A 12,303-nucleotide genomic window follows, 5' to 3' on the forward strand; every position below is an offset into this window, starting at 1 on the left:
GTCGTGAGAAAATTAATACGATACCACTGAATTGATGCGGACTTCTTTTTTTATTGTACTTTTTTTGTCGTGTACTGAAAGGCTGCCTGAAAAATGAATTTTACCCCACTTTTCAGGCTGCCTGAACACCCTATCATCAATCCTGCGGTTTCCCAGACGCAATGCGCGAAATAATCAACGCCACCAAAATAAACGTCCCCGTAATCAACTCAATCACCGTGCCAGACACTTGCATGGAACGCAATAATTGGTCAATGAATTTCAACAGCAAAATGCCCGTCAGCGCACCAAACACCGAACCGCGTCCGCCATTCAAGGAAATCCCCCCAATCACACACGCCGCAAATACCGTGAAAATGTAGCCTGAACCCTGTGTTTGTCCCACCGAAGCGTATTGCACCGTGTACAAAATCCCCGCAATCGCCGCCAACACGCTGGCGAAAATCAACGTTCCCATCACGATTCTGTCCACGCGAATGCCTGCTGCGCGTGCTGCGTCCGCATTGCCGCCAATCGCGTACAAACTGCGCCCCAAACGCGTGTATTTCATCACAAACATCAATACACCAGCCGTTACCACAAACACCCAAAAACTCAATGACATACCTAAAAATCCCATACCTGCAAGGGCTTGAAATTGTTTGGGTAATTGATACAAACTCGCGCCACCTGTTAAAAAAGTTTGCAAGCCACGCAATGCCGTTAGCATACCCAGCGTGACGATAAAACCGTTTAGGCGAAATTTCACAATCATCAAAGCATTGGTAATCCCAATCAATACGCCCAAACCCACACCTGCCAACAGCGCAAATTGCCCATTCAAGAAACCGCCCGTTCCCGTCATGCTCGCACCCACCACCGCCCACACCGCCACCGCAGGCGCAAGCCCAAACGTGGATTCCAGCGACAAATCCATGCGCCCAATAATCAAAATCAAGGCTTGCGCCAAAACCAACAAACCAATTTGCGTGGACTGCTCAATCGGAATTTTCAAAATGTCCCAACTTAAAAAATTGCCCGTTGCCATATGCCCAATAATCAAAATCAAAATAATGGGTGGAATCAAAACCCAATCCCGAAAATTTGCCCATTGAATTTTGGGGCGATGATTTGGCGCAACAACATTTTGAATTTCTTGCGTATTCGTGGTCATGATGTTTGTCCCTCTTGATTGATGAATGAGAAAATAAATTATGTGAACTCGGATAAGTAACCGTAAATGTGCCAATCAACCCGCCCTCTCCCCAGCCCTCTCCCACAGGGAGAGAGAGTCAAGTTATTTAAATTTATCAATGATTTTTATCCTGAACTCGCGTTAAATTGAATGGCTATTTTCAGGCAGCCTGAAATGGATTTTGCGGTTCACTCAAACCTTCCATTGCCGCAATTAACTCTTGGTCTTGCCAACCAATTGGAAATTCATGGGTTAATTTGCCGTGATACATCACCAGCACACGGTCGCAAGCACGCAAATCGTCCAATTCGTCCGACACAATCAGCACAGATGTGCCTTTTTCGCTGCTTTTGGCGACATAATCCAGCAAAGTTTCCTTACTTTTGATGTCCACGCCTGCGGTGGGCGACATCATGACCAACAAATCAGGGTTATTCGCCATTGCGCGTGCTTGCACCACTTTTTGCTGATTGCCACCCGATAAGCCGCTTACAGGCTGCTCAATGCCATAGGCTTTGATATCCAATTCTTTAAACCATTGTTGTGCCAACGCATTTTGTTTGTTTCGGTTGATTAAACCCCATTTGCCCAATTTTTCCATAATGCTTAAAGTCGCATTTTCGGCAATGCTCAAATCGGGGATAAATCCTTCGTGATGACGGTCTTGTGGCACAAAACCAATGCCCGCATTCAAAGCCGCTTTCACATTGCCAGCAGGATAAGTCTTGTTTTTTAACAAAATTTCTCCACTTTCGCATTCACGCAAACCCACCAAAGTTTCCGCCAATTCGGTTTTGCCACAACCGCCACCGCCAGCCAAACCGACCATTTCGCCTTTTTTGATGTGAAAACTGATGTTTTCGTAAGCATTGGCTTGATTTAATTGATGAATATTTAAGGTGATTTCGGGACTTAATTCGCGTGATGAATAATGTTTTTCGGTGTATTTTTCGCCCGTCATGGCTTCAATCAATTGATTTTTGGGGAGTTCTGCCACAGAAGTGGTTAAAATGTGTTTCGCGTCTCGATACACGGTAACATCTTGACAAATATCGTAAACTTCCGACAAATGATGTGAAATGAATAGAAACGTAACCCCTTGATTGTGCAGTTTTTCCATACGCGCAAACAGGCGTTTGATGGCGCGACCGTCCAACATGGCAGTGGGTTCGTCCAAAATAATAAAGCGTGCGCCATAACTCAAAGACCGCGCAATTTCCATCAACTGACGGTTTTCCACGTTCAGGCTGCCTGCTTCGGCGCGAACGTCCACAGGAATATCCCATTCGTCCAAAATATTTTGTGCGTTTTGGTAAACATTTTTCCAAGAAATCAGTTTTTTATCCAAATTTTGCCGATTGATGAGCAGGTTTTCCGCCACACTCAAATGCGGAATAATGGTGGATTTTTGATACACGCAAGCAACGTGTTTGCGCCATTCGTGCAAATCGCCTGCGGCTGGCGCGTCCACGCCATTGAACTGGATTGTGCCAGAATCGGCTTTGTTCAAGCCCGTAATCAACGACACGAGCGTGGATTTGCCTGCACCATTGCGCCCCACCAAAGCGTGCGTGCGCCCTGCGTGGACGGTTAAATTCACATTATTCAACGCCACATTATTGCCATAGCGTTTCATCAGGTTTTTGGCTTCTAATAAGGGGGCGGTCATGTTTGGATACTCCGAGATTGTTATTTTTTGGGGATTTTCCCTCTCCCTAGCCCTCTCCCAAAGGGAGAGGGAATGGTGTTGCTGGCTGAAATAAAATGGCTTGCCACCCATCCAGCCCTCTCTCCCTTTGGGAGAGAGTTGGAGAGAGGGAAAACTTTTCAGGTAGCCTGAAAGTTTTATTTTTCAAATCAAATTATTTATTCCCCCACAAATCAGGCGAATCCGCTTTCACGGTTTGCAAATCGCCCAATTTTGCGCCATCAACCGTAACCACAGGCGCAACAATTTGGTCTTCCAACAAACCATCACGCGGTTGAACGATGTTGGAGCCATGCTCGGTTTTGCCCACTTGGAACGTTTTGCCTTCGGCAGCCGCTTTGGCGTAGAACAAAGCCCAATGCGCGTAACCATCGGCAGGTTGCGAAACGGTCGCATCAATATCGCCGCGTTTAATCGCTTCCAATTCCGATTTAATGCCGTCATTGGACACAATCACAATGTGTTCCGCATCGCCAGCAGGTTTGAGCAGATTTTTTTGTTTTAAAAACGCCAAAGTCGGTTCAAGGTACACGCCACCAGCCTGCATATAAATGCCATTCACTTTGCCGCCTGCCAAAGCCGTTTGCAAGCCCGCAATGGCAGGTTCTTTTTTCCAATCGGTTGGAATTTCAATGACTTTGATATTGGGATACTTGGTTTTCATGCACTCGGCAAAGGCTTCCGAACGGTCGCGCCCGTTAATGGAATTGAGCGCACCTTGAAATTCCACCACACGCCCTTCGCCTTTCAATTTCTCGCCAATCACCACGCAAGCATTTGAACCATAAGCCTGATTATCCGCACGCACCACCATATACACATCGCCAGCGTCAGGGCGCGTGTCCACCGTAACCACAGGAATATTTTGGGCTTTGGCGGCTGCCAACGCACTGGTGGCGGCTGCCGTGTCTTGTGGCGCAAGCACAATCGCTTTCACATCGGATTGCAACATTTGTTGTACATTGGCAATCATTTTTTGCGCGTCATTATTGGACGAAGTTTGATACAAATTCGCGCCCAATTCTTGCCCTTTTGTGGGCACATAATTGGCAAAAGCCGTCCAAAAATCCGTGTCAATGCGTGGTTGGTCAATGCCGATTTTGGCACCATTGCTGCCTGTGCCATCAGGAGCAGGAGCGGAAGTGGTGGCTGGGGGCGTTTGTGCTTGTTTTTGTTGGACTTGACTCTCGTTACCACCGCCAGAACATGCTGCCAAAACGCAAGCCGTGATTGCCAACAAATTGAATTGATTGATGATGTGTTTCATGATATGTGCTCCGTGAGTTGAGAAAATGGTGTGAGAAAAGTCGGTTTTTGATTGACAAAATTTTCAGGCTGCCTGAAAACCCAATTTGGGGCATAACAAAAATATTTTTAATAAAATCAAGTTAATGCACGGTCAAGATGCGTGTAGCCGCCATCAACAAAAACACATTGCCCCGTTGTGTGAGACGAACGTGGCGACAACAGAAAAACCACCGTATCCGCAATTTCTTCGGCAGTGGTCATGCGTTTGCCAAGCGGAATTTTGGACGTGATTTGTGCCAATTTTTCTTCTGAATTTTCAAAACTTTGAATCCAACGCGCATACAATGGCGTCATCACTTCGGCAGGAATCACCGCGTTCACGCGCACCCCATCTGCCAACAAAGCCGCCGCCCATTCGCGTGTCAAAGCCATGCGACCGCCATTGGCTGCCGCATACGCGCTGGTCTGACCTTGCCCTGTAACAGCCGTTTTGGAGCCGATGTTCACCACCGCGCCCAGCGTTTTGCGCAAATGCGGCAAGGCTTCGCGCATCAACACAAAATAATGCACCAAATTTTTTTCCAAAGATTGGCGAAATAAATCCGTAGAACTGGTCAGACCAATATTGTCATTCACACCCGCATTATTGACCAAACCGTCTAAACGCTTGAATTGTTCAACTGTTTTTTGTACAGCAGAAACACAGGCTTGCTCATCGGTCAATTCGGTTTGAATAAAAAAACTTTGAGATTGAATGGCTTGCAATTTTGCCCAAAAATCCGCATCGGGTTGTGAACGCCCCAAAATCACGGGAATCGCCCCTTCTTGCGCCAAACCCAAAGAAATTGCCGCACCAATGCCAGCCCCACCACCACTAATCAAGAAGACTTTGTTTTTTAAATGTAAATCCATGATGTTCAATCCGTCCATTCAATGCCATAAATTTTTTTGGCGTTTTCGGTAAATGGGTTTTCAGGCTGCCTGAAATCGCGTGTAGTCGTTTGGAATAAATCAAAAACCTGTTGATAATCATGCGTTAATGTGCAAACCGACCAATCCGAACCAAACAACACGCGCCCATCGCCAAACAAATCTAAAGCCGTTACCACATAAGGGCGAATATCGTCCGCCGAACAATGCGCGCCACATTCCGTTACCAAACCCGAAATTTTCACCGCCACATGAGGCAATTTAGCCAGTTGATTTAAATGGCTTTTCCAATCATCAAATGCGCCAGTTGTGCCAAATTCGGGTTTACCCAAATGGTCTAAAATCAACCAGTTATCGTCAATGGCTCGTGCAAAATCCACCACCGCGCCCAAATCTTTTTGATGACACAGCAAATCATAAACAAAACCTTGTTTTTGAATGAATTTAACGCCATCTCTAAATGATTGGTCAGACCAATAAGCCGCAGGATTGGGTTCATCTTGCACAATATGGCGAAAGCCTTTCATCAAAGGTTCGTATTCAAATTGCGCCAAATCATCTTTCAGGCTGCCTGAACGCAAATCCAGCCACCCAACAATGCCTTTAATCCATTGATTTTCTTTTGCTAAATTCAGAAGAAACGCATTTTCCACCACATCACAACGCGCTTGCACCGCCATTCCAGCCACCACGCCCAAATCTTGCGCCAAAGGCACAATGTGTTCAGGCAGCCTGTCTTGTTTCAACATCGGCATTTCATCAGAAATCCAAGCATAATCAATCGCTTGATAACGCCAAAAATGAATGTGGGTGTCAATCATGATGTTTCACTCTTTTGTAGGATGCGCCACGCGCACCATTTTCCAAAAATCCATTTGTGTTTGTGGTGCGCATGGCGCACCCTACATTGGAAACTTAATTTTTAAATTGATATTCTTTTAATGAACTGTCTTTCATTTCAATAGAAAAACCCGCTTCTTTGGGTGGCATATATGCCGCGTTTTCAATCACACATGGGTGGATAAAATGCTCGTGCAAATGGTCTACATATTCGGTTACGCGCCCCGATTTGTCGCCTGAAAAACACAAATAATCAATCATAGACAAGTGTTGCACATACTCGCAAAGCCCCACACCACCAGCATGTGGGCAAACTTTCAAGCCATATTTTGCCGCCATCAACAACACCGCCAAAACCTCGTTCACGCCCCCCATGCGACACGCATCAATTTGCACCACGTCAATCGCCTCGCGCATGATAAACTGTTTAAACATCATGCGGTTTTGGCACATTTCGCCAGTTGCCACCTGAATCGGCGCAATCGCTTCACGAATGGCGCGGTGCGCTTCCACATCGTCTGGGCTGGTTGGCTCTTCAATAAACCAAGGTTTCGCAAATGCCAATTCCTTAACCCAATCAATCGCTTGCTGACGCTCCCAAACTTGATTTGCGTCTATCATCAAATAGCGTTCATCGCCAATGATTTCACGCGCAATGCGAACACGGCGTTTGTCGTCTTCCAAATTTTGCCCAACTTTCAATTTAACATATTGAAAACCTTCATCAATCGCTTCTTGGCACAAACGCGCCAATTTTTCATCGCTGTAACCCAGCCAGCCTGCGGAAGTGGTGTAGCATGGGTAGCCTTCACGCAACAAAATTTCGGTGCGTTCTGCTTTGCCTTGTGCGGCTTTCGTTAATAAATCAAGGGCTTCTTCGGGCGCGATGCAATCGGTTAAGTATCTGAAATCAATGCAATTTACCAATTCTTCGGGCGACATATCCGCCACCAAACGCCACACAGGTTTGTTTTCCGCTTTCGCCCACAAATCCCACACCGCATTGACCACCGCCCCCACCGCCAAGTGCATGGCACCTTTGTCTGGACCAATCCAACGCAGTTGACTGTCGCCTGTAAGTTTGCGCCAAAATTGTGCAGGTGCTTGTTTGACTTCATCTAAATTCAAGCCCACCACCAAATGCCGCATGGCTTCAATTGCCGCGCAACAAATTTCATTACCACGCCCAATCGTGAATGTTAATCCATGACCATTTAATTCTGAATTATTGGTCTTTAAAATCACATAGGCGGCGGAATAATCGGGGTCAGGGTTCATCGCGTCCGAGCCGTCCAGTTGTTGCGAAGTGGGGAAACGAATATCCAGCACTTCCATATCGGTGATGGTGATTGACATATTTTTTTACTTTCTATTCAATAATTTATTTTTCAAAAGGCTGAATTTTAGGTAAAATTTTTTTCAGGCTGCCTGAAACGCCTGCACCCAACAAGCAGCCTGAAAAAATCAAATTGTTTAAGCCTGAACGACTTTTTGCGTTTGCTCGCCCAAGCCCTCAATGCCCAAACGCATGGTCTGACCAGCTTGCAAATACACGGGCGGTTTTTGTCCCAAACCCACCCCTGGTGGCGTACCTGTGGAAATCACATCGCCCGCTTGCAAGCTCATAAAACGGCTTAAATAGCTGATTAAATATGGAATTTTAAAAATCATGGTATTGGTATTGCCATTTTGATAACGCTTGCCGTCCACTTCCAACCACATTTGCAAATTGTGTGGGTCGGCGATTTCATCTTTCGTTACCAAATAGGGACCCATTGGACCAAAGGTGTCGTTGCCCTTGCCTTTGTCCCAAGTGCCACCGCGTTCCAACTGATATTCACGCTCGGAAACATCGTTAATCACGCAGTAGCCAGCCACATAATCCATCGCGTCTTTTTCGTCAATGTAGCGACCGCTTTTGCCGATGACCACGCCCAATTCCACTTCCCAATCCGTTTTTTGCGAACCGCGTGGGATTTCTACATCGTCATTTGCGCCCACGATTGCACTTGTCCATTTGTTGAAAATAATCGGTTCTTTGGGAATGGGCGAGTTGGTTTCGGCAGCGTGGTCGGAATAGTTCAAGCCAATGCAGATGAATTTGCCCACATTGCCCACACACGCGCCAAAGCGCACATCATTGGGTACAATCGGCAAAGTCTCCAAATTGGTCTGACCAATTTTGGCCAATTCGTGTTCCAACACAAAACCGTTGATGTCCGCCACCACAGACGATAAATCGCGGATATTGCCTTGCGCCTCCAAAATAGCGGGTTTTTCTGCGCCTTTTGCGCCAAAACGAAGTAATTTCATTTGCTTATTCCTTGTTATTTAAATGGTTTTTTTTAATTTGCCTACGGCGTGCGCTCTGTCGCCGCGCAGCGACTTACTTTTTAAAAAAGTAAGCCAAATAATAATTAAAACTCAACCGTTTGTGTTGAAAAATTGGGTTTCAGGCTGCCTGAAATATTTTTTGTAGGGTGCGTACCACGCACCAAAATAGGGGTTTCACGGAGAAATTCAGTGGGTGATATGTACCCTACATTTTTTCAGGCTGCCTGAAAATTCAATTTGACCAACCACCGTCAATCACTTGACAAGTGCCTGTTGTGAAAGCGGATTCATCGCTTGCCAAATAAACGGCTAATGCGGCAATTTCGCTATCCCGACCAATGCGTCCCATGGGTTGTCGTGCCACAAATGCGGCAAACACTTCTTCAATGGTCTTATTTTGCGCTTTGGCTTGCTCGGCGATGCGCTCGTGCAGCGATGGCGATTCCACCGTACCGGGGCAAATCGCGTTGCAACGAATGCCTTGGGTAACATAGTCGGCAGCAACCGATTTGGTCAGACCAATAACAGCCGCTTTGCTCACGCTGTACGCAAAACGATTGGGTACGCCTTTTACGCTGGACGCGGCGGACGACATATTGATGATAGAGCCACCACCTTGCGCCAACATTTTTGGTAAGACCGCTTGAATGGCGTGAAACATGGTCATCACGTTTAAATCCCATGATTTTTGCATGTCTTGTGCGCTGCTTGCCAATACGTCGCCAGCCGCCACCCAGCCTGCACAGTTAAACAGAACATCAATTTTGTCTAATTTTTCAAAGAATTGGCTGAACTTTTCCGTTTCCAATAAATTGATGGCGTGAATGTGAATGTTCTCATGTTCGGCTTTCAGCGATTGCAAGGCGGTTTCGTTGATGTCCAACGCCCAAACTTGTGCGCCTTCTTGCGCGTAGGCGAGTGCGGAAGCGCGTCCAATGCCTTGCCCTGCGGCGGTTACGACACAAATTTTATTTTTTAAACGCATGAAATTTCTCCTGTTCATTCAAGTGGTAGAAACGCAGTCTAAAACAAGTAAACCAATTTTTCAACTGGTCTGTACAATCATTCAGCAAAACAAATTAAAGTCATCATAAAAAGTGAATACTCTATATTTTATTTATGTTATAATTTTGATAAATAATGATTTTTAAAGTTTATCTTGGCTAAAACCAAGCATATTATTATTTTAAAAATAGGTTAGACCAAATGAACGCAGAAACCCCTACCCCACCAGACACCAGCCGCATTTATCAAAAAATCGCCGCTCAATTGCGCCAAAAAATCACGCAAGGCGAATGGCAAGTGGGCGAAGCTTTGCCCAGCGAACGCGATTTAGCCAAACAACTCCACGTTAGCCGAACTTCGGTGCGCGAAGCGATTATCGCGCTGGAAGTATCGGGCTGGGTGGAAGTACGCATGGGCAGCGGCGTGTACGTCAATGAACGCCATAAAATCCAAGCCACTGATTTAAATGGCATTGCCCCATTTTCTTTATTGCAAGTGCGTTTATTAATTGAACCTGAAGCCGCCGCGCTCGCCGCCAAAAACATGAGCGATGAAGCCTTATTGGACATTAAACAGGCGTATTTGATGAATGTGTCGGACAACATCATGGGTTCAACCACGCACGATGGCGACCGCTTATTTCACATTCGCATTGCCCAAGCCAGTGGCAATGACGCTTATTATTTGATTTTGCAGCAGCTTTTAAATGAGCAATCGGGCGAACTGTTTTCCGCGCTGCGCCGACTTTACACGCCCAGCGACATGCCTTTGCGTTCGCAACAGGAACATTATGCGATTTTGATGGCTTTGGAAGAGCGTAACGCAGACGCGGCGCGTGAAAATATGCGGATTCATTTGCAAAATGTGATTGATATTTTTATGCGCAGCAAAGAACAGGCAGCCTGAAAACACGTTTCGCCCACAAAACAGTTAAAATAATGATTTTTTTGGAAATGAAATCATGAATATTGTTGATGTGTTGGCGGTGGTGGCGGTGTTGTTTGCTTTGTGGGTGATTTGGAAGGTTACGCAGTTTTTGATTAAATTGGCGTTGATTGGTTTATTGGGTTTGCTGATTTTTGGCTATGTGGAATATGGGCATTTGTTGAATTGATTTTTTCAGGCTGCCTTTCAGTACACGACAATTTTACAATGCCAAATAGGTAGGGGGCGCCGTGCGCACCAAATTTACCGAAATATTTAAATGATTCAATCATTTTAGTGCGCACGGCGCACCCTACGATTATTTTTGTCGTGTACTGAAAGGCTGCCTGAAAAAACAAAATAACGTGGCGTGTATAAAACCGCGTGGGCAACGAGTTGCCCACCCTACGCTTGCTTCAATCAGTCATGGAACAACGTATGAAATAAATAAAAAGGATAAATAATTATGAGATTAAAGAATTTTTCTTTAAAATTTAAGAAATTGTTTGAATTTTGTTTAAATTCAAATATTATTCCAATAGTAATCCTTATATTATTTATTTATGATTTTTTTCCAAAGGATAACAGCAAAATTGAAATGTCCGATATTAAACTCAATCAGGCAAGAAATTTCATTACTGATATTTCACGAGATATGAATGCTGCTACATGGGATATTGGTAAAAAACGCATGAAAACAAAGAATGAACTGCGATTTCAAGATGGAATGATTCAATTTCAGCAATGTTCATCACAAACCCAAAAAGATGTCATGAATGCATTTAAACAATATCAACATCTTGTAATTAAAGAACATAATATCTTTGGTAAATATTTTTGCATTGACACCAATATTTTAGTAAGAATGAGCTTCCATGAAGATGATTGTAAATTATTTATAGAGACAAAGTGGGATAATTCATACCCTAATTGCACTCCATTGATTTAACATACCATTTTGGCATCTATTAACCCATTGTTTTATCATACATAACCCTGTTCATTTTTTCAGGCAGCACAAAAAATGTGCTGGATATACCTGCTATTTCTCAGACCCACTCATCTTGTACCAACATGGCAAAAAACATCATCTTCGGCTACGCCCGCGTCAGCACCACCGACCAAAATTTGGACAGCCAAAAGGCTCTGCTGATTAAAGCAAGCGTAGGGTGGGCAACTCGTTGCCCATGCCGTTCAATCAGATACACATAAAATGATGTTTTAATGTGCAATATTTCATTTCAGGCTGCCTGAAAAAACAAAATAACATGGCGTGTATAAAACCGTGTGGGCAACGAGTTGCCCACCCTACGCTTGCTCAAGCTGTTGTGCCTCGTAAAGTCAAAAAGGAAGGTATTTTGTTTAATGAGCGGACAATTAAACCTACTTGTGAAAATTGTAAAGCAACTTGACCGAAAGGTAATTGAAATGTCTACTTTAAATATAAATTGGCAACCAGAATTTGGTACTATGTATTATTGGCTTGCAGTTGATTCAAAAGGTAAAATTGCAAGAATGATGAATAATAACTGGGGCAATATTCCTCTTGTGTTATTACAACAAGATAACATAGAAGAAACATTGGACTTAATTTCTGAATACATTTGGGAAGAGTCTAGCCTGTATCTACAATACCCAAAAAATAAGATGGGCAAAACAATACTAGATTTATATTCATCTTATCCTACTTTATACTCAAAAATATATATGGAAAATTTTATTGAACAAAATTCCAATTACAATTTAGAATTACAAGATGAAAATTTGCCTTCTAGAAAAGGTATTTTTATTTATCAAGCCATTGAAGGTAATAAAGAAGGTGATGATTACCCTGTAGGCTATGAAGGCAAAACAAAAATGGGGGATTATTATCGCTATCTTATGCCAACCATTTATGCAACAATCAACGATTTTCCGAAAGAGTTGTGGCATGGTATTGCATTATCTAACACATTAGACTTCACACAAGATAGATTAATTTTCAATAATGATATTAATCAATATTTTACAGATTATGTAAGGGGTTAATACGATTTCAATCAAAAAAGCAAGCGTAGGGTGGGCAACTCGTTGCCCACGCAGTTCAATCAGATACACATAAAATGATGTTTTAATGTGCAATATTTCATTTCAGGCTGCC

Annotated in this window: 13 protein-coding genes; 5 read left to right on the top strand and 8 right to left on the bottom strand. The window is 44.1% G+C overall.

Annotated elements, in window-relative coordinates; all coding sequences use genetic code 11:
• Positions 1-136: 136 nt before the first annotated feature.
• The 8 genes from Q338_RS10185 to Q338_RS10220 form a co-directional block, all read right to left on the bottom strand.
• Positions 137-1,153, bottom strand: a complete 1,017-nt coding sequence (locus Q338_RS10185) for an ABC transporter permease (protein ID WP_051968600.1) — start codon at positions 1,151-1,153, stop codon at positions 137-139.
• 181 nt (positions 1,154-1,334) lie between these two features.
• Positions 1,335-2,843 carry a sugar ABC transporter ATP-binding protein gene (locus Q338_RS10190; RefSeq protein WP_034295015.1) on the bottom strand — a complete coding sequence of 503 codons (1,509 nt, stop codon included), beginning with the start codon at positions 2,841-2,843 and terminating at the stop codon, positions 1,335-1,337.
• A 193-nt stretch (positions 2,844-3,036) separates the two neighbouring features.
• The gene (locus Q338_RS10195) at positions 3,037-4,149 is read right to left on the bottom strand and encodes a sugar ABC transporter substrate-binding protein (RefSeq protein ID WP_034295017.1); all 1,113 of its coding nucleotides are present in this window, start codon (positions 4,147-4,149) and stop codon (positions 3,037-3,039) included.
• Positions 4,150-4,265: 116 nt separating this feature from the next.
• On the bottom strand, positions 4,266-5,042 hold the full coding sequence (locus Q338_RS10200) for an SDR family oxidoreductase (protein ID WP_034295034.1): 777 nt from the start codon (positions 5,040-5,042) through the stop codon (positions 4,266-4,268).
• Positions 5,043-5,047: 5 nt separating this feature from the next.
• The gene (locus Q338_RS10205; RefSeq protein WP_034295019.1) at positions 5,048-5,881 is read right to left on the bottom strand and encodes an amidohydrolase family protein; all 834 of its coding nucleotides are present in this window, start codon (positions 5,879-5,881) and stop codon (positions 5,048-5,050) included.
• 94 nt (positions 5,882-5,975) lie between these two features.
• A complete protein-coding gene (locus tag Q338_RS10210; protein ID WP_034295022.1) occupies positions 5,976-7,256 on the bottom strand; it encodes an L-fuconate dehydratase in 1,281 nt (426 codons plus the stop codon).
• Positions 7,257-7,373: 117 nt separating this feature from the next.
• Entirely contained in the window at positions 7,374-8,213 is an 840-nt protein-coding gene (locus Q338_RS10215) for a fumarylacetoacetate hydrolase family protein (protein ID WP_034295024.1), read from the bottom strand.
• 253 nt (positions 8,214-8,466) lie between these two features.
• Positions 8,467-9,219 carry an SDR family oxidoreductase gene (locus tag Q338_RS10220; protein WP_034295026.1) on the bottom strand — a complete coding sequence of 251 codons (753 nt, stop codon included), beginning with the start codon at positions 9,217-9,219 and terminating at the stop codon, positions 8,467-8,469.
• 221 nt (positions 9,220-9,440) lie between these two features.
• On the opposite strand from Q338_RS10220, the gene Q338_RS10225 reads away from it, so the two are divergent.
• The 5 genes from Q338_RS10225 to Q338_RS10235 all read left to right on the top strand — a co-directional run bounded on the left by Q338_RS10225 (position 9,441) and on the right by Q338_RS10235 (position 12,191).
• Positions 9,441-10,145: a FadR/GntR family transcriptional regulator gene (locus Q338_RS10225; RefSeq protein ID WP_034295027.1), complete on the top strand. Its 705-nt coding sequence runs from the start codon at positions 9,441-9,443 to the stop codon at positions 10,143-10,145.
• Between the two features lie 55 nt (positions 10,146-10,200).
• Positions 10,201-10,353: a hypothetical protein gene (locus tag Q338_RS14570; protein WP_156961069.1), complete on the top strand. Its 153-nt coding sequence runs from the start codon at positions 10,201-10,203 to the stop codon at positions 10,351-10,353.
• A gap of 408 nt (positions 10,354-10,761) precedes the next feature.
• Entirely contained in the window at positions 10,762-11,112 is a 351-nt protein-coding gene (locus Q338_RS10230; RefSeq protein WP_147293677.1) for a hypothetical protein, read from the top strand.
• A 125-nt stretch (positions 11,113-11,237) separates the two neighbouring features.
• Positions 11,238-11,375, top strand: coding sequence for a hypothetical protein (locus Q338_RS14575; RefSeq protein ID WP_156961070.1), 138 nt, complete (start codon positions 11,238-11,240; stop codon positions 11,373-11,375).
• A 216-nt stretch (positions 11,376-11,591) separates the two neighbouring features.
• Positions 11,592-12,191: a hypothetical protein gene (locus Q338_RS10235; RefSeq protein ID WP_034295037.1), complete on the top strand. Its 600-nt coding sequence runs from the start codon at positions 11,592-11,594 to the stop codon at positions 12,189-12,191.
• Positions 12,192-12,303: the final 112 nt, after the last annotated feature.

It is taken from the genome of Alysiella crassa DSM 2578, assembly GCF_000745955.1.
In the GTDB taxonomy this organism is placed as follows: domain Bacteria; phylum Pseudomonadota; class Gammaproteobacteria; order Burkholderiales; family Neisseriaceae; genus Simonsiella; species Simonsiella crassa.